Consider the following 24,634-nt stretch of genomic DNA (forward strand, 5'->3'; position numbering starts at 1 on the left):
GAAGGTGGAAATCCGGTCACAAAGGCGAACGTTTAATCCTCAATTTATTTAAAACACCAAAAAACACAAACCACCCATTATGAAGGCGACGCCAAGCCAGCGCAACGGTCCTACCGTTTCCTTGAACGCCCACTTCGCAATCAGGAGCGTCCACACATAGGTTAAGGCATTGGCAGGAAGGACGACGGTCAGCGGCAGAAATTTCAGCAGCACGATGTTGAGCAGCGCACCCATCCCATAGAAGCCTAGCCCGAGCAGGACATGCAGCCGTTTGAGGCTTCCCGAGTAGGCTTTTAGCCCCGCCCCGCCCAGTGCTCCGCAGAGCGTCATTACAATGAGCACCGCGATCATCCAGCTATCGATCCACACTGGTCAACGTCACCCCGATTCCAAGAAGCAGGACGGCGGCCAGCTTCTGCAGTGTAATCTCTTCGCCCAGCAAGAAATACCCATAAACAAGCGCAAACACGTAACTTGCACACATTAACGGATATGCGACAGACAGCTTTTCCAGCGCAAAAGCCTTGATCATCAGAACCGCTCCCAGACCGTAACACAAAAAACCTGCCCCCAGGTAGATCCAGTTCTCCAGCCCCCATTTCCAGAACAACTGCCCCGTTGCCGTCAGGAAGGCGGAAAGCAGCATCAACAGCTTGCCCGTATGGCGCCCCTTCCCGCTTATTTCCCCCATGACAGCTCCTCCATCCCCGGAACGCGTCTGTTGATAAAGTATCGCTTGGCGACCAGCTTCATAACAGGCAGATCGGAGAGGGAATCCGAATAGGCACAGGATTGATCATAATCAATGACCATGTCCTGTTCCTGCAGATAAGCCTGAATGCGGCGCACCTTTTCCTCCCCCTTACAGTTCATTCCTTCAATTCTGCACGTATATCCGTTGGCCTGGCGGACAAGCTGCGTGCCAATGACATGATCCACCCAGGGCAGCGTTTGGAAATATTTCATGTAGGCATAAGGTGACGCCGTTACCAGCAGCACATGATAACCCTCCTGCTTGCGCTGCTGCATCTCCGAGCCGGCCTCGCCGAACATCGCCGTTCGCAAGCGGCTGTCAAAGAAATGCTCCAGGTCCTCCTCGGACATGCGTTCGATGCCTTTGAAATAAGAGCGCTTGACTTGTTCCACGCTCATAAGCCCCGCCTTGAACAAAACCGTATGAACCGCAATAACGGGCAGCCGCCACGTCAATCCGGGATAGCGGCGAATCGCGTAATGGACAAACTGGAACATCGAGTCGCTGCGTATAATCGTTTTATCAATATCAAAGATGGCTACTTTCGTACTTTTCAACCTTGGTCCTCCTTGCTCCGGCCGCGGGGATCATTCAAACACGGCCAAAATAAAAATGACGCTAATAACGTACAGGATGACGGTAATCAGGATGGGCTTGTCCTCAAATAGAACCCGGTCCGGCGAACCCCCCTGATTTTTCATGTGAATGAGATACAAGTAACGGAACATCCCATAGATGACGAATGGAATTGTCCACATCAGGTGAATGGTGCGATCGGACGTAAAGGTAAACAGCGAATAACTGATAATGGTCGCCGTCGTGACGATCGTGTTGAATTGATCCAGCAGCGTGACGGAATAATGATCGAGCACCTTGCGATGAGATCCCGTATTGCCCTCAAGCAGGGTAAGCTCATGGCGGCGCTTGCCGATAGCAAGAAACAGGGACAGCAGCATGGCGCAAATCAGGAACCATGGGGTGAAAGGCACATGAATCAGCAACCCACCTGCGATCGCGCGCAGCACAAACCCGGCGGCAATGGCCATGACGTCGAGAATGACCAGATGCTTGAGCACGAACGAATACAATACGTTCAGCACGAAATAGAAGATGCACAATACACCGAATAGCGGATTCAGGAAAAAGGCCGTGAGCACGGACAGCAGAAGCAGTACGATGCCAAACAGCAGCGCATGTGCCGGATTTACCTGTCCCGAGGCGATCGGGCGATTTTTTTTCACGGGATGCTGCCGATCCCTCTCCCGGTCCACATAATCATTCAAAATATAAACGCAGCCCGCAACCAGACTGAACAAAATAAATCCAGCAACGGTCGATATCATCGTTTCCGTGCGAATTTCCTCAAAGGAAAACAGCAGCGCGGCAAACAGCAGCAAATTTTTCGTCCATTGCTTCGGACGCAGCAGCCGCAGCAAACCGGCGGCGACACTGCCGGTTTCGGCAGACCCCGAGGATGAAGAGTTGGTACGTGAGAATAGCAATTCCAATAAACTCCTTTCAAAAAACGTTTCGACTTTATCATAACAAGTTGGACTACTCTTTTTCCATACCTGGCTTTACTGCACCATACAAATAACGTAAAAAGTTAATCATAGGTTGCTTGGCACTTTTTGTAAAGTGCAAATTTTGGAATCCGAATCCGGCGAACGCCAAAAAAGAGACCGTTTCCGGTCTCTTATAGGTTTGAAGCTATATACAAATCATTAAAATTCAAATGGCACATCACTCAGGCGCCGTTGGATTTCTGCGATCACCCGCTTTTCCTCTTCTTCGCCCCCGGCGATAAAGGTTACGGAGAAACGAACAAAGCTGCCCGCGTCATCCCAAGGCACCGTAGAGATCAGTTTCTCACGGATCAGGTACTGCGAGAAATCTTCGGCCGTGGCGAAGGAAGGTCCGCCTTTAACACCCTTTGGCGCCTTTACGTAAAGAAAGAAAGACCCCTGCGGCTTTTTGGCCTTGAAACCCAGCTCATTCAATGCACCGACGAGCATATCGTGACGGCGGGAATACTTTTCCGCGATCTTTTCGGTAATCTCCGGATGGGCCAGACCATAGGCGGCCGCCTTTTGGATCGCGATAAACTGTCCGGAGTCGTTATTGTCCTTCACATCGCTAAACGCTTTGACAATGAGCGGATTGCCGGCTACAAACCCGATTCTCCAGCCCGTCATATTGTACGATTTGGACAGGGAATGCAGCTCCACTCCGACATCCTTCGCCCCGGGGACGGACAGAAAGCTCAGCGGCTTCAAACCGTCATAGGTTAAAGCGGCATAAGGAGCATCGTGGACTACGATCACCTCATATTTTCGGGCCCATTCCACCACTTCCGCAAAGAATTCCGCCGTTGCGCTGGCTCCTGTCGGATTATTCGGATAATTCAAATAAAGTAGCTTCGCTTTCCGCGCCACCTCTTCCGGGATCGAAGCCAAATCCGGCAGGAAATGGTTCTCTTCCGTCAGCGAAACGGTATATACTTCCCCGCCCAAATATTTCGTGTGCGTCCCAAGGATCGGGTACCCCGGTACCGTCATAATCGTGATGTCACCGGGATTGATGAAGCAGGATGGTAGCATGGCCAACGCCGGTTTTGACCCGATCGAATGCACGATTTCCGTAGCGGGATCGATGCCTTCCACGCCGAACACGGCCTTGAGATACGCCGCCGCCGCTTCCTTGAATTCGGAAATCCCGTTATCCGCATAACCACGGTTTTCCGGTTTTGCCGCTTCCTCGGCCAGCTTGGCCACGATGCCGCTATCCGCCATTTCGTCCGGCTCGCCGACGCCCATATCGATCAGCTCGACGTCGGGGAAATCTTTCTTGGCCGCCGCTTTAGCCCGTTTGATTTTTTCGAATTTATAAATAGCGGTGTCTTTGCCGTAGTTGGCACCGCCGATCCGGTTTGCAAATTGCTGCTGGATGTATGTGCTCTGATAAGTTTCGACGCTCATGAAAAGTCCATCTCCTTCTCGAAATCTCCTTTTAAATATGCGGGATTTGTGCTTGTTAGAGAATGGATTAATCACCAGATCGTTTGTACTTTTCAACCTAGCTACGAGAATGAAGTCAGTTTTTCTGACATTAAAAAAAACACCTGCCGCTCCACCCCTGAGGGTGAAGACAAGCAGATGCTTTATACTCTATCTATTGCGCAGCGAATGAAGAAGATCCTCCATATCTTGCGGGATCGGAGCCTGGAACTCCAGGTATTCCCCGGTCGTCGGATGCACGAATCCGAGGACCGCGGCATGCAGGGCTTGGCCGGCCATTTTAATTCCCTTGCTGCGTCCGTATAACGGATCACCGACAAGCGGGTGTCCGATAAATTTCATATGGACCCGGATTTGGTGGGTGCGACCCGTTTCGAGCTTCAACTCCAACAGCGTGTAGTCGCCAAAACGTTCCGTGACCTGGAAATGCGTGACAGCGGGTTTGCTGTTGCGCTCGATCACTGTATACATTTTGCGGTCATGCGGGTCGCGTCCGATCGGCGCGTCCACGGTTCCTTGATCATGCGCGACGTTTCCGTGCACCAGAGCATAATATTTACGGGTCACCGAATGCTCCTTCAACTGGGCGGCCAGAGATGCGTGCGCCTTGTCATTTTTGGCGGCCATCAAGAGGCCCGAGGTATCTTTATCGATCCGGTGTACAATTCCCGGCCGCAATTCACCGTTGATCCCGGAAAGGTCTCTGCAATGGTACATCAACGCGTTGACCAGCGTTCCCGTGGCATGGCCCGGCGCCGGATGGACGACCATCCCCCGCTTCTTATTGACCACAATGACATCGCTATCCTCGTAGTATACCTCTAAAGGAATATCCTCCGGAGCAATTTCGGTTGTTTCCGCTTCCGGAATCTGAAGCACAATGAGATCACCCGCTGCGATTTTATAATTCGCCTTAACCGGCGAACCGTTTACGGTAATATCTCCATTTTCGATCCACAACTGAATCTGGCTGCGCGAAGTATCCTCGCCCATCTGGGATTTCACATATTTGTCAAGCCGGTCTTTGGCGGACTCGTCATCCGCTGTCCATTCCAATACACCTTCATCCATATCAAACTGCGATATTTCTTCCGTCATACTTGTTTCTGCTCCTCCTGTTTGCTCTCGGCCTACTTACGTTTTTCCCGGCGCATTTCCAGGATGGAATCCAGCACGATCAAGGCCACTCCGATCACGATACAGGAGTCCGCCACATTGAAAATCGGAAATGTGTATGTGCCGAAGTTAAATTGCAGGAAATCGACAACCTCTCCGGCAACCGCCCGGTCCAGAAAATTGCCGACGGCTCCGCCCAAAACGAGCGAGAGCGCGGTAGGCAGCAACTTGTTGCCCGAGGATTTCACCTTATTCAAATACCAAATAATCCCCGCCACCACGATAACGGTGATCGTGACGAAGAACCACCGCTTTCCTTCCAAAATGCCAAAGGCGGCTCCGGTATTCCGATGGGATGTAATCAGAAAAAAATTGCCGATCACCGGAATTTGATCCCCGATGGTCAGGTTGACGGCAATTAAATATTTCGTTCCTTGGTCGATTAAAAACAGAATAAAAGCAAGCAAAAAATAGATCACGCGGAAAGTCACCTCGTTTTTTCGTTGGCTGCCGGCTGAAGTTCCAGGGCAGAATTAACCACATTCAGGACTTGTATATTGTAGCACAGCCGCAATTCCCCCGTCCATGAGCGATAGGATTTTCCTTAGGTAAAACGTCATGGTTCTGCACAAAATACCTGTACGTTCTTATTTCCCTACATTGTTTTACGGAACTACGGAAAGGAGATCAGGCCATGTCTCATTTGACACCCCAGCAGTTGGCTGAACTAAAAGCGGATCTGGAGGCCGCCCGGGAGGATGCTTATCACCTGCTGGTGGACAAGGATCATTATAGTCTTCGCGGCTCACTGCGGGACAATACCAGTGAATTGTCCCCGATCGACAACCATCCCGCCGATGTCGGAACGGAAATGTTTGAACGCGGTAAAGATTTGGCGCTTAACGAGCATAATGAACTGTTGCTTTACCGGATTGAAGATGCCTTGAACCGAATGGCCGAGGGGCGGTATGGCTACTGCCAAACCTGCGGCGAACCGATCAGCTTCGAACGGCTAAAGGCGTTGCCCGAAACGGCCTATTGCCAAAAAGACAGCCCCCAGTCTTTCGTTTCCGCCTCCAGACCGGTGGAAGAGGTGTTCCTCAACCCGCCGTTCGGCCGGACCAGCCTGGATGAACGCGACGATCAGAACGGCTTTGATGGGGAGGACGCCTGGCAGATTGTCGAGAGTTTCGGTACCTCCAATTCTCCCGCACTGGCCGAAGACAATGAAATCGACGACTACAATGATATGGAGATCGAGGCCTCCGAGGAACTGGAAGGATTTGTCGAGCCATACGAATCGTTTGTCGCTACGGACATTTACGGCGAAAACGCCGTCTTCTACCGCAACGGCGTGTACCGCAAGCATATGCAAGCAACGAAACATCTGGAGAGCGAGGACTCGCTCGGGACCGGGTCTAATAGGTATTGAGTTCCAACTGCCTTTGCACGATCCGAACGATATCGGCGATGTAATCGCCGATGATCGGCAGGTTGAGCGCCCCCAGCACTTGCAGGACGTAGATGATTGTGGCGGCAAAAAAAGTAAACCCGATCGCAATCCCGACCCCGCGTGCCGTTCCGGATAGCAGATTCAGCAGGAGAAGGCGCCATGGCCGATTGAGCAGCGCGGTGTATTCGGCAATTCTGGATTTTTCGAGTTGCCTCGTCCACTCTAGCGTTAGCCGGTACATGGCGCCGATCTGTTCTTCGGCGGTCTGTCCGGGAACGGTCCCGCTATTCTCCAATTTATCGGCCGGCTGCGGCCGCTCCTCGTTCTTTGCCTTGCGACGCTTCATGCGGCACCTCCGGGCAAAATGAAACGAGCCAAGACGGGCTCCTTCCCTAAAGTTAGGAAGCATGCCCACCCAAGCTCGTTTCTCTTGGTTATTTCTAGTATGGCCGCCTGGTGGCGGCGTCATACTATTTAAAGAACCGGTCCTTAATCTTTAATAAGAACCCCGATCTGTTTGCTTCCCAGGTCGATGGTTTCTCCCCGTCCGTTCAAGCTTTCAAAAGCCACATCCGTAATCAGGACATTATCCCTCAGCACGTTTTCGAAAGCCTGGATGGCCGCTTTCAGCTCCTCATCCACTTCAAGCGTCAAATGCACTCTTTTTTCAATCGGCAAGTCCAGTTTTTTACGAGTATCCTGAACGGCGCGGACCACTTCGCGAACCCAACCTTCTTGAGCAAGCTCCGGTGTGATATCGGTGTTCAGTGCCACGGTAAGTCCGTAACCCGAGGCGGACGCAAAACCGGCTTTCGCCTGTTTCTCGACAAGTAGTTCATCCACGCTCACATGAAGTTCTTCGCCTTCAGGGGAAGTCACGTTCACCCCGCCGTTCTCCACGATCTTACGGGTTTCACCCGCCGGCAGCCCTTTAAGGAAGCCCTGCAGAAAACCGACGTTCTTCCCGTATTTCTTCCCGGCAACCTTGAGGTTCAGCTTCAGCGTAAAGTCGACAAACCCGCTGTCGCTCGACTCGATTTCAATCGCCTTCACGTTGATTTCGTCCTTGATGATTTCCTCGTATTCGGAAACCGCGAATTCCCGGTCCATCGACACGATCAGACTCGACAGCGGCTGGCGCGTTTTGATGCCCGTTTCGTTGCGTACGTTGCGGGCCAGTTCGACGATTTGCCGCGCGCTTTCCATGTCCGCCTCCAGAGCCTTGTCGATCAAAGCTTCGTCCGCCTGCGGATAATCCGCCAAATGCACGCTTTCTCCTCCGCCCAGATTCGTAAAGATATCCTCGGACAGCATCGGCGTGAACGGAGCCATCAGTTTGGCCAGCGTCAACAGCACATGCACCAGGGTTTGATAGGCGGAAATTTTATCCTCGCCAAGGCCGCTGCCCCAGAAACGGTCGCGCGAACGGCGGATATACCAGTTGCTGAGTTCGTCGATAAAGCCTTCGATCGCTCTCGAGGTGTTAACAAAGTCGTTGACCGCCAGCCCTTTATCAACCGATCCGATCAAGCTGTTAAGCCGGGACAAAATCCAGCGGTCCAGCTTGTTCTCGGATAGGCGGAACGCATGCTCTTCCGGTTTATAACCGTCAATGCTCGCATACAGAGTCAGGAACGCGTGCGTGTTGACCAAGGTATCGATCACCTTGGACTTCGCTTCCGCTACGATCCCCTTGGAGAAGCGTTTGCTGTTCCAAGGAGCGCTGTCGGAAAGCAGAGCCCAGCGGAACGCGTCGGTGCCGAATTCGTTGATGATGTCCCAAGGGTCGATGACGTTGCCTTTGGATTTGGACATTTTTTGCCCGTTCTCGTCCAATACATGCCCTGTGGCGATGACCGCTTTGTAAGGGGCTTTGCCCGTAAACAGCGTCGAAACGGCCAGCAGACTGTAGAACCAGCCGCGGGTCTGGTCGATCCCCTCGCAGATCATATCCGCCGGGAACTGCTCTTCAAACGTTTTTTCGTTCTCGAACGGGTAATGGTGCTGCGCGAACGGCATCGAGCCGCTGTCGAACCAAACGTCGATCACTTCGCTCGTCCGCTCCATGACACCGCCCTCGCAGTGCGGGCAGCTCACGCGGACTTCATCCACATAAGGTTTGTGCAGCTCCAACTCTTCGCTGACTTCGCCGACCGCTTTGGCCCGCAGTTCGGCAATGCTGTGCGGCGCGAACTGACCGCCGCAGTCCTTGCACACCCATACGTTCAGCGGTGTGCCCCAATAGCGGTTCCGGCTGATATTCCAGTCCACCAGTTCCTCCAGGAACTTGCCGAAACGCCCTTCACGAACGTGTCCAGGGTACCAGGTCACCGAATTGTTATTGGCGATCAGTTGGTCTTTCACCGCCGTCGTCGCGATAAACCAGCTGTCCATCGCGTAGTAGAGCAGCGGCGACTTACAGCGCCAGCAGAACGGGTAACTGTGCTCGTATTTCTCTTTGCTGTACAGCAGCCCTTTTTCCGAGAGGGCTTTTACGATATCCAGATCGCAATCCTTAACGAAACGGCCGGCAAAATCGGTCACCGTCTCCGTATAACGGCCTTGCCCATTCACGACGCTGACAAAGCTGATGCCGTTCTCCTTGCAAGTGCGGTAATCGTCTTCCCCGTGAGCCGGTGCCATATGCACGATCCCGGTCCCGCTCGCATCGGTGACGAACGAAGCGCCGACGATGACGTTCACTTTTTCCGCCTGGATATAGCTAAACGGGGAGGCATAGGTTTTTCCGACCAACTCGGAACCTTTCAGGGTCGATTCGACGCTGTAGTCGCCCTTCATCACCTTTTCCACCAGGTTCTTGGCGACGATATAGACACCGTCCTCCTGCTTCACTCTGGCGTATTCCATCTCGGGATTTACCGCCAGCGCCACGTGGGCCGGCAGCGTCCAAGGCGTGGTCGTCCAGGCCAGTACATACTCTCCCGTCCCATCCAGCTTGAATTTGGCGGTCGCACTTAAATCCTTGACATCTTCGTATCCTTGGGCCACCTCGTGCGAACTGAGCGAAGTCTGACAACACGGGCAGTACGGGCTGACCCGGTGGCCTTTGTACAGCAGTCCCTTGTCATGAATCGTAGCCAGAATGTTCCACACGCTCTCGATATACTTATTATCCAGCGTAATGTATGGATCGTCGAGATCCGTCCAGTAGGCGATCGCCTCGGTAAATTCCCGCCACTGCTTCTCGTAGCCAAAAACGCTCGCTTTGCATTTTTTAACGAACGCCTCGATCCCGTAATTCTCGATCTCCTGCTTCCCGGAGATGCCCAGCTCCTTCTCCACGCCGAGTTCCACCGGCAGTCCGTGGGTATCCCACCCGGCTTTCCGGACGACGCGATAACCTTTCATCGTCTGATAGCGGCCGACGAAGTCCTTGATCACCCGGCCGAGCACATGCCCGATATGCGGCATACCGTTGGCCGTCGGAGGGCCTTCAAAAAATACGTAGTTCGGCCGCCCTTCCCGGTTTTCAATACTGCGCTTGAACGTATTCTCACTGCTCCATTTGTTCAGAATCCGCAGATCCCGTGTCCGTGCTTGCTCTTTGACGTCGACTTTTTTCATGTCTTTCTTCGACTTCCTTTCTCTTCAAATCATAAAGTGAAACAAAAAAAGCCTCGCCCCAAAAGGGACGAGACTTACGCTCGCGTTACCACCCTTGTTTCACACGCCAAGACCCGATTTAATCCCGTTACGCGTGACACTTTGATCCCATACGCTTCATATGGGGCCGGTGTAACGGTCGGCGGCCGGCATAGCTTACGCTTTCCACTCGGGAAATTCAGCCAGGCTTCTCCGGGAGGATCTTCCGTCAGCGTCTTGGACATTGGCTTTCAGCGAAGGTGCCAACTCTCTGGGGAACAAAATCGCCGCGTACTGCTTCCCATCATTGAATCATATGTGGGACCGGCATCAGCCAGTCATGTATGATAATATTTATAACGTATGATCGCGGGTCATGTCAACCCGGACTAGGCTTAATAAATTTCTTTGACCTCTCGGCTCTGCTCTTGCTCGAAGGAGCGATCCCGGGTGCTGTCCAGCGATTCCCAGCCTTCCTGGCTGAGCAAATCCAGCTGTGCCTCCACCAGTGTGCGGAACCGTGCTCTGTAAATCGAGGCCTGCTTCTTCAGTTCCTCGACCTCCATGGCGATTCTACGCGATTTGGCCAGCGATTCGTTGACGATCCGGTCCGCGTTCTTCTCGGCTTCCTTCACGATCAACTGCGCTTCCTTCTTCGCGTTATTCTTCACTTCGTCAGCCGCTTCCTGAGCCACGATAATCGTCTTGCTGAGCGTTTCCTCGATATTGGCGAAATGATCCAATTTCTCCTGGAGCGCAAGCAGTTGATTATGAAGTTCTTTATTCTCCCGGATCACGATCTCGTAATCCTTGATGACCTGATCAAGGAATTCATTGACTTCATCTTCATCATAGCCGCGTAAGCGTCTAGAAAACTCCTTGTTATGTATATCCAGCGGGGTTAATGGCATGATCCGCACCTCCTAATGTATTCGAACCTTCCCTTGCGGGAAGCTGCTTCTCAATCGTAGGTAGTTAAATTCGACAGGAATTGCCGATCTCCTGCAAAGTCTTCACACAAATTTACCGACTTTGACACGGTGCCTCCCACTTTTTGTCACGCCCCCGCACTCCAATACCTTGAAGCGGCCAAAGCCTTGCAGAGCTACGACATCGCCTTCTTTCAACAGTTTGGAAGGATCTTCTTCCGTTCTCCAGTTTACCCGGCAACGCCCCGCCTTAATCGGCACCAGAATTTTGCTGCGGCTTAGCCGATAAACGTCGCTGACGATGCCGTCCAAACGTAAAGAAGCCACCGTGAGATCCAGCGGCTCCAGCTCAGGCTCGCTCGTCTTCAGGGCGTCCAGCTCCAAAATATCGGTCATAACGCTAACCCGGTGCACCTGATGCAAATTCAGGCTCAAAAAGGGGACGATTTCCTCCGCGACGATCACATGGCATCCGTCTTCGCGCACATGGATATCACCGACTTTATCCCGTTTGAGCCCGAGCCCCAGAATCGCCCCCAGGTAATCCCCGTGCTGTAAGGAAGACAGCTTCTGATCATTGGAAGAGATGCCGAGCACCTTCATCCCCATATCTTCGCTTTCCAGGTCCCGGTAGTCCGGCCCGACCAGCGCGCGTCTTCGCTCCGCTCCTTCATAACCGCCGTCCAATCTTATTCCGGCATCCGGATGGCGGTTCACGAGCGTCTGCAAAATATAACTTTGCCGCGGATCCAGGAAGTCGCTCAGCTTGACTTCATGATAATCCCCGGCATGGACGACCCACTCCCACGCCCGGTCGACAAACGGGCGTTCCTCCGGCTTGAAATGTTCGTAGATGTCTGTTCGCATAGCTTACGTCACCCGGCAAAGATATAATTCAGCACACTGATCAAACCGAAGGCCGCCAGCCTGAGCACGAATAAAGCGATGATGGGCGAAAAGTCGATCATCCCCATTAATGGGGGGATAAACCGCCGGAACGGAGCCAGATACGGCTCAACCAGTTTCCCCAGAAGCTCGCCAATGAAGCTCTCCCGGATGTTAGGCACCCAAGACATCAAAATATAAACGAGCACCATATAAAAATAAATTTGGTACAGAAGCAGTACTATACTCTCAATCGTATGGCTCGCCAAGCTGCCTTCACCTCATTTTGTTGTAATCGAAATCCTCGGTCAGGATCTCGGTAATCGACCCCTGGATTTCCACCGTGTCCGGTGTGCAGAGGAAGATGTTTCCGCCGATCTTGGAAATACTGCCGCTAAGGGCATAAATCGTCCCGCTCAGAAAATCGATAATTCGCATCGCCTGGTCGTTGCGGACCCGCTGCAAATTCACGACAACACTCCGGTGGGACCGCAGATGATCCGCGATTTCTTGCGCCTCATCATAAGAACGAGGTTCATATAGGATGACCTTGACGTTCTTCTGCGAATGAATACTTACCACATTGGTTCCCCTAGGATTCTTGCGGGGTTCGAAGCTCGGAGGTTCATATTCCGGCTCATCCTGCCCGCGCAGCGTTTCGCGTTCCACGACTTCTTCCTCTTCCTGCAGGCCCAAGAAGTTCATGAACCGATTCATAACTCCCATTATGTCTCCTCCCCTTTCCCGACTAAAAGAGTACCGAGGCGAACCCAGGTCGCCCCTTCTTCGACCGCCACTTCGAAATCACCCGACATCCCCATCGACAATTCCTTGATCGGCTCCTTCCAAGCTCCTTTGGCGTTCAATTGATCCCTCAACTCCCGCAAGCCCCGGAAAACAGGCCGGGTAAGCTCGGGGTCCTCCACCTCAGGCGCCATCGTCATCAAACCGACCACTTTCAGATGGCTTAACTCCCTGATCTCGCGAAGAAAATCTTCCGCCTCTTCCGGCTTGACTCCCTGTTTGGAAGCCTCGCCCGAGACATTGACCTGCAGGAATGTTTTGACTTCACTCCCCGCTGCCGCTGCCCGCTTGTCCAGCTCGAGTGCCAGAGACACCCGATCCAAAGAGTGGATATATTCAAATTTTCCGACAATCTCCTTGACCTTCCTGCTCTGAAGATGGCCGATGAAATGCCATACGCCCTGTCCGCCAAGCTCTTCCCATTTCGGCACCGCCACCCCCGGGCGGTTCTCCCCGATATGACGGATACCCGCATCCAGTACGGCGCGTGTCTTAGCGCTGGACACATACTTGGTCACGGCGATGACACGGACCTCTCCGGCATTTCTGCCGCTGCGTTCACAGGCCGCCGCGATTCTTTCGTTGACATGCTGTATCGCTTCCTGAATAGACAAGAAGGATCACCTCTCTTTCAAACCAACCCAGCTCGCCATCCTTCCGGTGACTCCCCCATCTTTCCGATAAGAGAAAAACACATCATTCCGGCAGCTTGTACACCAACTTGTACATTCGATATGCATCGGCAATATTCCTGCTTTTATCATAATAATTCGATTCATTTCTTTCAAGTTCAGCATCATTCGGCCTTCCTGGGGAGAAGGGACTGCGATTTGGCTCTCCCCGGCCGGCTCCCCCGCCGCTTCAAGCGCTTCCCGCACTTTCACCATGACCCGATCATCCACTTCATAACAACAGCCTCCGATGCTGGGGCCGATGGCGGTCCGGATATCGCCCCGGGAGCTCCCGAACTCGCGCTCCATGGTCTCGATAACGGCCACGGCGATCCTGGCGACCGTCCCTTTCCAGCCGGCATGCGCCAGACCGACGACGCGCCGGACAGGGTCCATGAAATAAAGCGGTACGCAATCGGCGTAAAAAGAAGTCAGAAGCACCCCCGGTTCATCCGTAACCAGTCCGTCCGTATGTTGAAAAGCACCCTCCCGGTTCAAACTGCCTTTTCCCCGGTCCTTTGCCTTGACGACTGCAACTTCGCTTCCATGCACCTGTTCCCCGCAGGTCCACGCCTCAGGCTTAAACCCTAACGCTTCGGACAGCCGGCGGCGGTTAGCCAGGACGTCCTCAACCTCATCTCCGACATGAAGCGCGAGGTTCAAGCTATCGTATGGGCTGCGGCCGACCCCGCCGGAGCGTCCCGTAAACCCGGCGGTAAGCTCCGGCAAGAGATTTTCCCATGCCTTAAGTTCATAGCGTTCAGGCGCGTCCAATATAGGATTTCTAATAAACGGCTCCATCATCCATCTCCCCCTGATGTATTGCGCATCATCCTTAAAGCCCAAGCAAACTTTCTTCGCTCGCGGCTCGCTTTTACCAGTGTACCACAAAGGGATGGCTTTCGTTTACCCGCGGCGCTCGGCCCTGCCGTCACGATCGATATACACGGTTGTCTCATAGGATACCGGTTCCCGCGATTCGCGCAGTTCCTCCATTTTGACGAGGACGACGTCGGAGCCGATTTTTACGATGTTTTTCCAGGGGATAATCAAATCACTGCCGCCGCCGAACAATCCAAGGAATTTAGTACTGGCCGGGACGACGATCGCTTCGATGATCCCCTGCCTCAGGTCCAACTCCAGGTCGCTGATATGTCCAAGACGTTTGCCGTCCACGACATTGATAACATCCTTCGTTTGAAAATCCGAGATTTTCATGCTTGCCCTGACCGCATTATTCATCCGTATCGCCCCCCAAGCGCCCTTTCCTTCCTGTCTCCCTTTACTATATGATCCGAAACCGCAAAACATTAAACATATCCCCGGACCGATTCGGCAAATAAAAAAGGTCCCTATAAAAGGGACCGCATAAAATCGGGCTGCTTCAGTGTCCTTCCGGACTACGATTTCACATGTTTCTGCATTTGCAAAATGGCGGCTTTCTCCAACCTGGACACCTGGGCTTGCGAGATCCCGATTTCGTCGGCGACCTCCATCTGGGTTTTGCCTTCGAAAAAGCGCATCGACAGAATCATCTTTTCCCTGCGCCCCAACCGCTGCATCGCTTCCCTCAAGGCGATCTCCTCAATCCAGGAGACGTCCTTGTTCTTGTCATCGCTGATCTGATCCATGACATAGATCGGGTCTCCCCCATCGTGGTAAATCGGTTCAAACAGCGAGACCGGGTCCTGGATCGCGTCCAAGGCGAAAACGACATCCTCTTTCGGCAAGCCGAGCGCTTCCGAAATTTCAAAGATCGTCGGCTCACGCGAATTTTGGTTCGTCAGGCTATCGCGCATCTGCAGTGCTTTGTAGGCGATATCCCTTAAACTGCGGGAAACGCGGATCGGGTTATTGTCACGCAAATAGCGGCGAATTTCCCCGATGATCATCGGCACTGCATAGGTCGAAAATTTGACGTTCTGCGATAAATCGAAATTATCGATAGCTTTCATGAGTCCGATGCAGCCTACTTGAAACAAGTCGTCTACATACTCCCCCCGATTGTTGAACCGTTGGATGACACTCAGTACGAGTCTGAGGTTGCCATTCACTAACTTTTCTCTGGCTGATCTTACGTGGTCCTGCTGCAAAGAGTGGAACAATTCACGCATTTCCGCATTGGTTAGAACGGGCAATTTTGCGGTATCGACGCCGCAAATCTCGACTTTGTTTCGGGTCATCAAGTCTTTACCTCCCAAGGAGAAACATTAATGATCATTATCTCCCCGGTCTGTATTTTTATTCCTGAAAATCCTCCTCTCGGACGGCAGCTACACCATCTTGTTGAATTCCTTGCGGAGGCGCTTAATTATTCGTTTCTCCAGTCTGGAAATGTAGGATTGTGAAATCCCCAGCAGATCGGCAACATCCTTTTGGGTCTTCTCGTCTCCGTCCACCAGTCCAAACCGGAGCTCCATAATCATGCGTTCCCGCTCGCTCAGCTTGTCGAGCGCCTTATGCAGCAGCTTGCGGTCCACCTGCTCTTCAATATTGCGGTAAATCGTATCGTTCTCCGTCCCCAGCACATCGGACAGTAGCAGCTCGTTTCCGTCCCAATCGATATTGAGCGGTTCGTCAAAAGATACCTCCGTCCGAATTTTGCTGTTTCGGCGCAAGTACATCAAAATTTCATTTTCGATACAGCGGGAGGCATAGGTCGCCAGTTTGATTTTCTTCTCGGGATCAAACGTATTGACGGCCTTGATCAGTCCGATCGTACCGATGGAGACCAGGTCCTCGATATTGATCCCCGTATTTTCGAATTTCCTGGCGATATATACGACCAGCCTGAGATTTCGTTCGATCAGCATGGCCCGGATGGCGGAATCGCCGGTCGAGAGCCTCTGCAGCAAATATTCTTCTTCCTCGCGCGTCAATGGAGGCGGAAGCGCTTCACTCCCGCCGATATAATAGATTTCTTCACTCTTTAGCCCAAATAGAAACAATAAACGATAGTACTGCAGTTGCAGCATCAACTTCCACTTTACACGCATGGCCTTCTTCCCCCCACGATTACGTTCCAGTTTTTCCGATAAACTCGCGCCCTGATTACCCGCTTTTTGCATATCCGCCGAACGGAGTTCCCGGCGTTTCCGAAGGATTCGCCGTATCCGTCCCCTTGAAGTTCCCGGTTTCCGCCAACTCCTCCACTAATGCCGGGTGGACGATTGCTTGAAATCTTCCTTCCGCCGATAAGCTTCCTCGATCCAGCCCCACAAGCACGCGGGCGGTTTTGAATTCCCCGCCGTCTTTTCGGACGACCACCTCGTCCGGCTTCAAAGCCAGCATAAACTGCGATCCTCTGTTCACGCCGCGAAAAGGGACCAAACGCAGCCGATCACGCCAAGGAAAGGAGTCATCCTCCGTCCATTTCAGAATAAGGTTGTCCGCCTCGTTTCCGCTTCCTTGTCCAGCCTCCAAGTCCGGCAGGAAATCCTTCCAGAGGGAGGCCTCCATCACCATGACCGGCAGCCGGCTGAGCGGATCGGTTAAGTGATTGCCCGTATCGATCAGCCCCGTACAGCTCACGTCCGCATCCCCGATCCGTACCCGGATTTCAGCCAGATACGATGTCATCATTTCCTGCCTTCGCCGGGAAGATATGACCCATTTGAACCAGAGCAGGACAATGACAAACAGGGCCAGCGTAAACACGACTCCAACCTGCAGCGAAAATCCGAGTCCGCCTGTCGCCGAGTACCAGATTCCGTTCCATAGCTCACCTGAGCTTTGCAAGAGATAATGAATGCCCAAAATCCCGCCGGCTGCCGCAAAATTCACTATGTAAAACGCTCCTAAGTTCCGCAAGTAGTTCTGCAAACCGCCAAAACCGAAGGCGATCCACAGCATGACGACGGAAAACAAAAATTTGACCAGGAACGTAAACAAAAACGACAATGCCGGTAGAAACATCATCACGACATAGAACGCCCCGACCGCAGCCGAGAGACCCAGGCGCCAATAAACCACCTTGCGTTTTCGCAACCAAGCGGTCATCGCTAGCAGCGCGGCATCGATCAGCAGGTTCATTAGAAATATCAAATCGATATAAACAACCATACGTTCTTCACCTGCCCGCTTTTGGCTCTTAAAATCTAGCGCCTATTGACGTGGAGATGCTTATCAGTATATAGAGTTCCCTATGTAAAGTCTGTCTAAAATTGAAAGCGGAAGCCCACTAATTTTGTCGTTTTTCTCATCTATATAAATTGAGCTATTGATTTACATGTACGGCCGCCGTGTGAAATGTTCTTCCGATCGCTGCCCGTCCCAGATTTTCTTAAATTAAACTTATAAGGTAGAGAAAAAAAGACCTTGTCCTGGCAGCAGGACAAGGTCTTCGGGGAAGACTTGCGAGAAAATATTATTCGTTGTTGTTCCGACGATTGCGAAGGAAAGTAGGTATATCCAACTGGTCTCCGCTTGGCTGATTCCCGAAAGGTCTCAGCGTGGAGGACGTAGCGCGATTCTCCTGCTGTTCCGAGACACCTGCTACCGGCTTGCGGCCAGGCATTACAGGAGGTGCTTTATGCTCGAATCCGGTCGCAATAACCGTCACCTTGATATCGTCCTTCATATTCTCGTCAATGATCGCTCCGAAAATCATATTCACCTCGGGATCGGAAGCCGAAATGACGATTTCCGCGGCTTCATTGACTTCATAAAGCGAAAGATTCGCGCCGCCGGTAATGTTCATAATCACGCCTCGCGCTCCTTCGATCGAGGTTTCCAGCAGCGGGCTCATAATCGCCTTGCGCGCCGCTTCCGCCGCGCGGTTCTCGCCGTTTGCAAGACCGATTCCCATCAACGCGGAGCCGCGTTCGGTCATGATCGTCTTGACGTCCGCAAAGTCAAGGTTGATCAAGCCGGGAACGGCGATCAGGTCGGATATGCCTTGAACAGCCTGACGCAGCACGTTATCCGCCTCACGGAACGCTTCCAGCATCGGCGTTTTCTTATCCACAATTTCAAGCAGACGGTCGTTAGGAATAACGATTAACGTATCGACCTTTTCTTTGAGAGCTTCAATCCCCATATCGGCTTGCGAGGAACGTTTCCGCCCTTCAAAGGTAAACGGACGGGTTACGACGCCAACGGTAAGCGCGCCGCATTCCCGAGCGATCTCCGCAATGACCGGAGCTGCCCCCGTACCGGTTCCGCCGCCCATTCCCGCGGTGACGAACACCATATCAGCGCCTTTCAGCGTATTCGCGATCAGATCACGGGATTCTTCGGCCGCTTTCTTGCCGACTTCCGGATTGGCGCCGGCACCGAGACCGCGGGTCAATTTGTCGCCGATTTGCAGTTTATGCTCAGACTTGGCCAAATGAAGAGCCTGGGCATCCGTATTCACCGTAATGAACTCTACGCCCTGTACTCCGTTTTCGATCATCCGGTTTACGGCATTGCTTCCGCCGCCGCCGCATCCGATGACTTTTATTTGAGCCAAGCTCTCCATTTCAAAATCAAATTCCAACATACTATTCCATCTCCCCCTCATTGTGCATGGATGGCCCGTCCATCGCGGTTTCCCAAATTATATAAATTCGCTGAATAGTTTCTTGAGGCGTTCCATCACGCCCGTTTTCCGGACGGTTTCCTGCGGTCCCGGGGCTTTCGGACGATTCGCCGATTTCTTCGGTCCCGCATTCCGAACCCGGATATTCTTGATCACCTTGTACAATATCCCGACGCCTCCCGTATAGCCCGGGTCGCGCACGCCGATATAATCCGGCACGGCAATACGTACGCTGGCGGCAAGCTCCTGCTGGGCGATCTTCAGCAAGCCCGGCATGGAGACCGTGCCTCCCGTAAGTATATAACCGCCTGGCTGTTCATTGTAACCAAGCCGCTTAACTTCCTGCCCGATCAGTTGGAAAATCTCCTGAACCCGCGGCTCCGCAATCGCAGCCAGGTCTTCTTGAGTGAATTCCTTGTCCACATTGCTGCCGATGCGGGTTACCTTAAAAGTGACTTCCGGCGCGGCGTCTTCGATCGAGGCGCAGCCATATTTCAGCTTCACCTTCTCGGCTTGATCCGTCAGCGTACGCAGTCCGTAAGCGATATCGTTCGTTATGAACTCTCCCCCGATCGGCAACGTGGATGTGGCTACGATCGTTCCGCTTTCAAAAACGGCGATCGTCGTCGATCCGGCTCCGATGTCCACCAGGACAGAGCCCATAACTTTCTCGTCTTTCGAGAGCGCCAATTGCCCCGCGCCCAGCGACAGCAGTACAAGATCGCGGATCTTCAGTCCCGATTTCTCCACACAGCGAAGCAAATTATGTATCGCTGTTTTGGAGCCAGTCACAATCGTCGCTTCCACTTCAAGACGCACACCGATCATTCCCCGCGGATCACTAATGCCCTCCAGGCCGTCCACCACATACTGTTTGGCAACAACGTCGATGATTTCACGTTCCGGAGGAAGTGCGATCACTTCGGCTGCCTTCAAGACACGGTCGATATCGTCTTCGCCGATTTCCCGGTCTTCGTTTTGAACCGCTACTACTCCATGGCTCGTTTGGAGTCCGATATGGTTTCCCGAAATGCCGACATACACTTCCGATATTTGAATACCTACCATCCGTTCGGCATGATCCACAGCACTGCGAATCGACTGAACCGTCTGGTCAATATCTACAATCGCGCCTTTGCGAATTCCTTCCGAGTCGGCAGATCCAACCCCAATAATATTAAAGGTTCCATTATTAATTTCCCCAATAATAGCACGAACTTTGGATGTACCGATGTCCAAACTAACAATGATGTCATTGTTGCTCAAGCCCCTGGCACCTCCTGTTTCCAAATAAAAAATATAATGTCACTGTAAAAACGCACTCTCTACATATTCAACGCCGGTTAACCTTTCCCTCTTTTTTCTACAATATTTTTGGCTTCCAAGTTTTGCATACCCGCATGATAGAAGCAAGTTCCTAACTTGAGTAAAAAAAAGAAAAAAAGAAGAGGGAGGAAACTAGCCCATAAAACGTATTTTATCATTGATTGTTATTTATGAGTAGTATCATTTTCACCGGCCGTTTCATCCTCAGGCGTCTCGTAAGGCACATACGTATCGGCCTCCAAAAGGGTTAAAATTCCCGGGTCCTGTGAATCCATAATCATGTTCATGTACTCCGCCTTATCCGCCAAGACGGAAATCGCCGAAATCACCTCAAATTTGGATCGGGTGTACATCTTGATCCGATCTGGGTAGGACACGGTGGGCGAAGGCGTAATCTCCGAAATTTCTGAGGTTAAGGCATCCGAAATTTTAGCCAAGGTCCCGCATAGTTTAGGCAAATTGGGGTCGTCCGACGACCAGCCCGTCAAAATCGGTTTCTCGATCGGCATGGATCCGTTATCGAGACTGACCCTCGTTCCGTTGCCCAAAAGACCGTTCAATTGACCGTCCGCGGCCAGCTCGTAAGCGACGACGGGGTACTCTTGAATCTCCACCCGGACCTTTCCAGGAAAAGACTTATCCACGCGGACTTCCTGCAGGGACTTTATTCCGGACAATTTGGCCTCAATCTTGGAAGCGCTTGTCCCAAAAAACGGCGCGCCGATCTTTAACCCGGAGATGTCCAGCAGCTCCTTATCGGAAAGATAGGTATTGCCCTCGAAAGAGATTTCCGATATTTTGCTGATAGAGGAACGGAAGAATAATACACAAAGCAAGATGAGAACGAGCAGAAAAAGAATGCCGGCAATCTTCCGGCTGCTTTTCTTTTTCTGCTGGGGTTCTTTGAGTACAGGTACTGTAGTTTTTGGCATATCATTTCTCCGATATCGTCTAAAATAAAGCCTGTATCCCCTCCGCCGGAGGGGACCATCCAGATCAGGATCAGGCCAAATCCAGTTGCTTCAATGCCGGGGTCTCCCGGTGCATAACGCCGCCAAGCCGTCTGAACATCGTTTCAATCCGGTCGTAGCCGCGGTCGATATGGTGAACCTGTTCGACTACCGTTTTTCCTTGGGCCGCCAATCCGGCGATGACGAGAGCCGCCCCCGCTCTTAAATCCGTAGCTTCCACGGTCGCTCCATACAATCTTGCTACCCCGCGGATAAAAGCGGTGTTCAGGTCCACCGAAATGTCGGCTCCCATACGGACCAATTCATCCACATGCTTGAAACGCCCTTCAAACACCGTTTCCTTCATCAGGCTAAGCCCGTCGGCAAGCGACAGCAGCACCATCACCTGGGATTGCAAATCAGTGGGAAAAGAAGGATAGGGCGAAGTTACGATCCGCTCGACAGCTTTCAGACGGCCGCTGCTGCTTACGGTTATTATATCATCGCAGGTCCCGATTTGAACACCGGCGCGCCGCAGCACATGGAACAGAGCGGTCAAGTGGGACGGATTGCAATGGGTAAGCGTCACGGTTCCGCGTGTGGCCGCGGCCGCGATCAGCGCGGTTCCCGCCACGATCCGGTCGGGAATGATTTCGTAATCGCAAGGTTCAAGCGCCCGCACTCCGCGAATCGTGATGGCCTCTGTGCCCGCCCCGATCACGTTCGCGCCCATGGCGTTCAGGAAATTTTGCAGGTCCTGGATTTCCGGCTCCCTGGCCGCATTTGTAATCGTGGTCGTGCCTTCCGCCAGCGTGGCGGCCATCATGATGTTCTCCGTCGCTCCGACGCTGGGAAAGTCCAGATGAATATCGCTTCCTCTCAATTTGGAGGCCCTGCACCAGATTTGGTTGTTGCTTTCTTCAATCTGGGCTCCCAACGCTTGCAACCCTCGCAAATGCAGGTCGATTTTCCGTTCGCCGATCGCGCAACCCCCGGGCTGATAAATGCAAACCTCGCCGAATCTCGCCAGGAGAGGCCCCATCAAAAATATCGATGACCGCATCTGCTTCATTAAGTCTTCCGGCACATGGCTTGAAACGACCCCGCCCGTATCCACGAGAACCGTATCCTCTTTCTGGACTACCGCACACCCCAAACGGTTCAGGATTCCGAGCATGACGTCAATATCGAGCAGCCGGGGGACATTTCGAAGTCTCACCTTGCCTTCCGTCAGCAAGCTGGCCGCCATGATCGGCAAGGCGGCATTTTTTGCTCCATGGATGCGAATGGATCCTGATAGGGGTCTCCCGCCTTCGATCACCAATTTGTCCAATGTATCACCTCCGAGTTTACCGTTCACCCACGAAGTAGACCTCCGGCACCAGTGCGATCTCATATTTGGAAGAAATGGTGTCCTTGATTTGCTCCATGAGCGTAAGAACGTCCTCTGCTGTCGCTTGCCCGTTATTGACGATGAAATTGGCATGCAGTTCGGATATTTCGGCTCCGCCCACCCTCCGTCCTTTCAGGTCGGCAGCTTCAATCAGCCGGGCGGCGTGATCTCCGGGCGGATTGCGAAACACGCTTCCGGCACAGGGCTGCTGCAGCGGTTGCGTCTTGCGGCGCCTGTCCTTATAGGCCGCCATGGCGGCGGCAATCTCCAGCCGGTCGCCCGCCTCCAGCGATAAACGGGCTCGGGCCACAATACCCGGACGGTCGTGCAGAACGGAATGCCGGTAAGCGAATTCCATCTCCTCAGCCCCGTAGGTTACCAATTCACCTGTCTCCAGAACAATTTCAGCGGATTTAAAGATGCGTGACACATCGGACCCATGGGCGCCGGCATTCATATAAACGGCTCCCCCCACCGTTCCGGGTATACCGCCGGCAAATTCCAGACCGGTCAAGCCGTTTTTTCCGGCCATAATGCTTAATCTGACGAAGGATGCGCCGCCTCCGGCCGTAACTTCCGTTCCGTTGAACTCAATGCTCTCCAGATCCTTGCCCAGCTTAATAACGGCACCGCGGATGCCTTTATCCGATACGAGCATGTTGGAGCCCTTGCCGATCATCATCCATGGAATCCGCTCTTCATGCAGCAGGCGAATGAGACTCGCAAGTTGTTCCCTATTCTCCGGAACGACCAAAGCGTCAGCGGGACCGCCGATTTTCCAAGTAGTGTATTTCGACATCGGTTCGTTAAGCAGAACCGTTCCGATTTCAAGTTGCGATAATTTCGACAGCCACTGCTGCATCGCATATCCCTCCTCTTAAACATGCCGGATTCTCGTTTTCTCTCTTTTTAAAGCCCGAATGATCCGGTATTGCCCCGGAGAAAGCCCGGCGCCTGGGTCCGCAATAGACCGGGGGACAAACGCTCTTCTTCCCGATCCCTTACTAAAGTAAGAATGTCACGATGTATAGGGTATCTTATGCCTTCCTTACGAAGAGTGTGACACTCGCCCAAGGCCACCGGCTCCCCCGGTTATTTGCGTATACCTTCGGTAAGCCGCCGTATCTCCTCGACGATCAGGCCGGCCGATTCCGGCTTTCCGAGCTTCCGCGACGCTTCCGACATGGAGGCGTGGAGGCCCGGGTTTGACACAATCTCTTTGATGGACGAGAAAAGCCTCTGTCCGTTCAGATCCGGTTCCAAAATCACGCGGGCCGCCCCCGCTTTTTCCAGGGTTCTCGCATTTTTCTCCTGGTGGTTATTCGTCACGTTCGGCGACGGAATGAGAATGGACGGAATCCCGAGCGAGGTCATTTCCGCGAGGAAAGAAGCGCCGGCTCGGTTGACAATCAACGAGGTCGCCGCGAGCACCTCGGGCATCTCGTGAACGTAAGGCTTAATCATCAGATTCTTCGGGATTCCTCCCGTTTGGGCCTGGATTTCCCGGCGGGTTGGCTCATAATACGCCTCCCCGGTGACGTAAACAAACGCAAGGTGACTCAAATTCCGCACAAATGGGGCCATCTCGATCATTACCCGATTGATCGCCTTCGCCCCGCCGCTGCCGCCGACAACCAGCACAATGGAACTGCCCTGAGACAGTCCCAAGGAGGCAAAGCCTTTGTTTTTGTCCGCTTCAAATACGGTAGTCGCCCGCGGATTCCCGGTATAAATCACATGTTTTACCCCCGGAAAAGCCTGTTCGGAGCCTTCAAAGCTCACGGCGACCGTGGAGACGTATTTGCTCAGGAAACGGTTCGTCAGCCCGGGCACCGCATTCTGTTCATGGATAATGCTAGGAATCCCCAGCTTCGCGGCCGCATATACAACCGGCCCGCAAACATAGCCGCCCGTACCGATCACGACGTCAGGCTTGAATTCCCGAAGCAATTGCTTCGAACGGCCGACGCCTTTCAGGAAACGAATGACTGTTTTCATATTTTCAAAGGAAAGTTTCCGACGAAAGCCGGTAATATCGATCGCTTCAAAGGGAATGCCCGTTTTCGGAACCAGGGTGCTCTCCAAGCCCCGCTGTCCGCCGATATATAAAAATTCGGATTCCGGAAATTCCGCAGCGCACCTGCTTGCCACGGCGAGCGCGGGGTAAATGTGCCCCCCCGTACCGCCGCCGCTCAGAACGACGCGCATATTC

The 24,634-nt window shown here is 52.9% G+C and carries 26 protein-coding genes and 1 other annotated feature; of the genes, 1 reads left to right on the forward strand and 25 read right to left on the reverse strand.

All coding sequences use genetic code 11. The features are described from left to right. Positions 1–48: 48 nt before the first annotated feature. The 7 genes from V4U88_RS03725 to lspA all read right to left on the reverse strand — a co-directional run bounded on the left by V4U88_RS03725 (position 49) and on the right by lspA (position 5,366). Positions 49–369, reverse strand: a complete 321-nt coding sequence (locus tag V4U88_RS03725) for a permease (RefSeq protein ID WP_334071876.1) — start codon at positions 367–369, stop codon at positions 49–51. Continuing rightward, on the reverse strand, positions 356–691 hold the full coding sequence (locus tag V4U88_RS03730) for an EamA family transporter (RefSeq protein WP_334071877.1): 336 nt from the start codon (positions 689–691) through the stop codon (positions 356–358). The genes V4U88_RS03725 and V4U88_RS03730 overlap by 14 nt, the downstream gene beginning before the upstream one ends. Then, entirely contained in the window at positions 679–1,311 is a 633-nt protein-coding gene (locus tag V4U88_RS03735; RefSeq protein ID WP_334071878.1) for an HAD family hydrolase, read from the reverse strand. Before V4U88_RS03735 ends, V4U88_RS03730 begins: the two co-directional genes overlap by 13 nt. A gap of 30 nt (positions 1,312–1,341) precedes the next feature. Next, positions 1,342–2,256 (reverse strand): decaprenyl-phosphate phosphoribosyltransferase, encoded by a 915-nt coding sequence (locus V4U88_RS03740; RefSeq protein WP_334071879.1) that lies wholly within the window; start codon positions 2,254–2,256, stop codon positions 1,342–1,344. 222 nt (positions 2,257–2,478) lie between these two features. Further along, positions 2,479–3,732, reverse strand: a complete 1,254-nt coding sequence (locus tag V4U88_RS03745; RefSeq protein WP_334071880.1) for an LL-diaminopimelate aminotransferase — start codon at positions 3,730–3,732, stop codon at positions 2,479–2,481. Between the two features lie 189 nt (positions 3,733–3,921). Then, positions 3,922–4,869, reverse strand: a complete 948-nt coding sequence (locus tag V4U88_RS03750; protein WP_334071881.1) for an RluA family pseudouridine synthase — start codon at positions 4,867–4,869, stop codon at positions 3,922–3,924. Between the two features lie 32 nt (positions 4,870–4,901). After that, positions 4,902–5,366 (reverse strand): signal peptidase II, encoded by a 465-nt coding sequence (gene lspA, locus V4U88_RS03755; RefSeq protein ID WP_334071882.1) that lies wholly within the window; start codon positions 5,364–5,366, stop codon positions 4,902–4,904. Positions 5,367–5,581: 215 nt separating this feature from the next. Here lspA and V4U88_RS03760 point away from each other — a divergent pair, with 215 nt between their 5' ends. Continuing rightward, on the forward strand, positions 5,582–6,319 hold the full coding sequence (locus V4U88_RS03760) for a TraR/DksA C4-type zinc finger protein (RefSeq protein ID WP_334071883.1): 738 nt from the start codon (positions 5,582–5,584) through the stop codon (positions 6,317–6,319). Here V4U88_RS03760 and V4U88_RS03765 read toward each other — a convergent pair. The 18 genes from V4U88_RS03765 to murG form a co-directional block, all read right to left on the reverse strand. Further along, on the reverse strand, positions 6,306–6,686 hold the full coding sequence (locus V4U88_RS03765) for a DUF5665 domain-containing protein (protein WP_334071884.1): 381 nt from the start codon (positions 6,684–6,686) through the stop codon (positions 6,306–6,308). The genes V4U88_RS03760 and V4U88_RS03765 overlap by 14 nt on opposite strands. A 143-nt stretch (positions 6,687–6,829) precedes the next feature. Continuing rightward, positions 6,830–9,925, reverse strand: coding sequence for an isoleucine--tRNA ligase (gene ileS / locus V4U88_RS03770; RefSeq protein ID WP_334071885.1), 3,096 nt, complete (start codon positions 9,923–9,925; stop codon positions 6,830–6,832). A gap of 60 nt (positions 9,926–9,985) precedes the next feature. Then, positions 9,986–10,260: a binding site (T-box leader), on the reverse strand. Between the two features lie 78 nt (positions 10,261–10,338). Further along, positions 10,339–10,854: a DivIVA domain-containing protein gene (locus tag V4U88_RS03775; protein WP_334071886.1), complete on the reverse strand. Its 516-nt coding sequence runs from the start codon at positions 10,852–10,854 to the stop codon at positions 10,339–10,341. A gap of 102 nt (positions 10,855–10,956) precedes the next feature. After that, on the reverse strand, positions 10,957–11,739 hold the full coding sequence (locus tag V4U88_RS03780) for a YlmH family RNA-binding protein (RefSeq protein ID WP_334071887.1): 783 nt from the start codon (positions 11,737–11,739) through the stop codon (positions 10,957–10,959). Between the two features lie 8 nt (positions 11,740–11,747). Further along, positions 11,748–12,026, reverse strand: coding sequence for a YggT family protein (locus tag V4U88_RS03785; RefSeq protein WP_334071888.1), 279 nt, complete (start codon positions 12,024–12,026; stop codon positions 11,748–11,750). 7 nt (positions 12,027–12,033) lie between these two features. Further along, positions 12,034–12,483, reverse strand: coding sequence for a cell division protein SepF (locus V4U88_RS03790; protein WP_334071889.1), 450 nt, complete (start codon positions 12,481–12,483; stop codon positions 12,034–12,036). Next, positions 12,483–13,175: a YggS family pyridoxal phosphate-dependent enzyme gene (locus V4U88_RS03795; RefSeq protein ID WP_334071890.1), complete on the reverse strand. Its 693-nt coding sequence runs from the start codon at positions 13,173–13,175 to the stop codon at positions 12,483–12,485. Before V4U88_RS03795 ends, V4U88_RS03790 begins: the two co-directional genes overlap by 1 nt. A gap of 6 nt (positions 13,176–13,181) precedes the next feature. After that, positions 13,182–14,033 (reverse strand): peptidoglycan editing factor PgeF, encoded by an 852-nt coding sequence (gene pgeF, locus V4U88_RS03800; protein ID WP_334072068.1) that lies wholly within the window; start codon positions 14,031–14,033, stop codon positions 13,182–13,184. A 105-nt stretch (positions 14,034–14,138) separates the two neighbouring features. Next, positions 14,139–14,474 (reverse strand): YlmC/YmxH family sporulation protein, encoded by a 336-nt coding sequence (locus V4U88_RS03805; protein ID WP_334071891.1) that lies wholly within the window; start codon positions 14,472–14,474, stop codon positions 14,139–14,141. 158 nt (positions 14,475–14,632) lie between these two features. Beyond that, positions 14,633–15,415 carry an RNA polymerase sporulation sigma factor SigG gene (gene sigG, locus V4U88_RS03810; protein ID WP_334071892.1) on the reverse strand — a complete coding sequence of 261 codons (783 nt, stop codon included), beginning with the start codon at positions 15,413–15,415 and terminating at the stop codon, positions 14,633–14,635. 90 nt (positions 15,416–15,505) lie between these two features. Continuing rightward, a complete protein-coding gene (gene sigE / locus V4U88_RS03815; RefSeq protein WP_334071893.1) occupies positions 15,506–16,228 on the reverse strand; it encodes an RNA polymerase sporulation sigma factor SigE in 723 nt (240 codons plus the stop codon). A gap of 55 nt (positions 16,229–16,283) precedes the next feature. Next, a complete protein-coding gene (spoIIGA, locus tag V4U88_RS03820) occupies positions 16,284–17,294 on the reverse strand; it encodes a sigma-E processing peptidase SpoIIGA (protein ID WP_334071894.1) in 1,011 nt (336 codons plus the stop codon). A 304-nt stretch (positions 17,295–17,598) separates the two neighbouring features. Continuing rightward, positions 17,599–18,714, reverse strand: a complete 1,116-nt coding sequence (gene ftsZ / locus V4U88_RS03825; protein WP_334071895.1) for a cell division protein FtsZ — start codon at positions 18,712–18,714, stop codon at positions 17,599–17,601. 57 nt (positions 18,715–18,771) lie between these two features. After that, positions 18,772–20,019: a cell division protein FtsA gene (gene ftsA, locus V4U88_RS03830; protein WP_334071896.1), complete on the reverse strand. Its 1,248-nt coding sequence runs from the start codon at positions 20,017–20,019 to the stop codon at positions 18,772–18,774. Between the two features lie 224 nt (positions 20,020–20,243). Continuing rightward, on the reverse strand, positions 20,244–21,011 hold the full coding sequence (locus V4U88_RS03835) for a cell division protein FtsQ/DivIB (RefSeq protein ID WP_334071897.1): 768 nt from the start codon (positions 21,009–21,011) through the stop codon (positions 20,244–20,246). A 70-nt stretch (positions 21,012–21,081) separates the two neighbouring features. Next, complete coding sequence (gene murA / locus V4U88_RS03840; RefSeq protein WP_334071898.1) at positions 21,082–22,362, reverse strand: UDP-N-acetylglucosamine 1-carboxyvinyltransferase; 1,281 nt, start codon at positions 22,360–22,362, stop codon at positions 21,082–21,084. Positions 22,363–22,378: 16 nt separating this feature from the next. Next, positions 22,379–23,284, reverse strand: coding sequence for a UDP-N-acetylmuramate dehydrogenase (gene murB, locus V4U88_RS03845; RefSeq protein WP_334071899.1), 906 nt, complete (start codon positions 23,282–23,284; stop codon positions 22,379–22,381). A gap of 230 nt (positions 23,285–23,514) precedes the next feature. Further along, positions 23,515–24,630, reverse strand: a complete 1,116-nt coding sequence (gene murG / locus V4U88_RS03850; protein WP_334071900.1) for an undecaprenyldiphospho-muramoylpentapeptide beta-N-acetylglucosaminyltransferase — start codon at positions 24,628–24,630, stop codon at positions 23,515–23,517. Positions 24,631–24,634: the final 4 nt, after the last annotated feature.

The organism is Paenibacillus sp. A14 (assembly GCF_036864815.1).
Classification (GTDB): domain Bacteria; phylum Bacillota; class Bacilli; order Paenibacillales; family Paenibacillaceae; genus Fontibacillus; species Fontibacillus sanfengchensis.

Coding starts and splice junctions, on each gene's coding strand:
- V4U88_RS03730 (WP_334071877.1), bottom strand. CDS start 691: ATGGGGGAAATAAGCGGGAAGGGGCGCCATACGGGCAAGCTGTTGATG.
- V4U88_RS03745 (WP_334071880.1), bottom strand. CDS start 3,732: ATGAGCGTCGAAACTTATCAGAGCACATACATCCAGCAGCAATTTGCA.
- V4U88_RS03750 (WP_334071881.1), bottom strand. CDS start 4,869: ATGACGGAAGAAATATCGCAGTTTGATATGGATGAAGGTGTATTGGAA.
- V4U88_RS03760 (WP_334071883.1), top strand. CDS start 5,582: ATGTCTCATTTGACACCCCAGCAGTTGGCTGAACTAAAAGCGGATCTG.
- V4U88_RS03765 (WP_334071884.1), bottom strand. CDS start 6,686: ATGAAGCGTCGCAAGGCAAAGAACGAGGAGCGGCCGCAGCCGGCCGAT.
- ileS (WP_334071885.1), bottom strand. CDS start 9,925: ATGAAAAAAGTCGACGTCAAAGAGCAAGCACGGACACGGGATCTGCGG.
- V4U88_RS03775 (WP_334071886.1), bottom strand. CDS start 10,854: ATGCCATTAACCCCGCTGGATATACATAACAAGGAGTTTTCTAGACGC.
- V4U88_RS03780 (WP_334071887.1), bottom strand. CDS start 11,739: ATGCGAACAGACATCTACGAACATTTCAAGCCGGAGGAACGCCCGTTT.
- V4U88_RS03790 (WP_334071889.1), bottom strand. CDS start 12,483: ATGGGAGTTATGAATCGGTTCATGAACTTCTTGGGCCTGCAGGAAGAG.
- pgeF (WP_334072068.1), bottom strand. CDS start 14,033: ATGGAGCCGTTTATTAGAAATCCTATATTGGACGCGCCTGAACGCTAT.
- V4U88_RS03805 (WP_334071891.1), bottom strand. CDS start 14,474: ATGAATAATGCGGTCAGGGCAAGCATGAAAATCTCGGATTTTCAAACG.
- sigG (WP_334071892.1), bottom strand. CDS start 15,415: ATGACCCGAAACAAAGTCGAGATTTGCGGCGTCGATACCGCAAAATTG.
- sigE (WP_334071893.1), bottom strand. CDS start 16,228: ATGCGTGTAAAGTGGAAGTTGATGCTGCAACTGCAGTACTATCGTTTA.
- spoIIGA (WP_334071894.1), bottom strand. CDS start 17,294: ATGGTTGTTTATATCGATTTGATATTTCTAATGAACCTGCTGATCGAT.
- ftsZ (WP_334071895.1), bottom strand. CDS start 18,714: ATGTTGGAATTTGATTTTGAAATGGAGAGCTTGGCTCAAATAAAAGTC.
- V4U88_RS03835 (WP_334071897.1), bottom strand. CDS start 21,011: ATGCCAAAAACTACAGTACCTGTACTCAAAGAACCCCAGCAGAAAAAG.
- murB (WP_334071899.1), bottom strand. CDS start 23,284: ATGCAGCAGTGGCTGTCGAAATTATCGCAACTTGAAATCGGAACGGTT.
- murG (WP_334071900.1), bottom strand. CDS start 24,630: ATGCGCGTCGTTCTGAGCGGCGGCGGTACGGGGGGGCACATTTACCCC.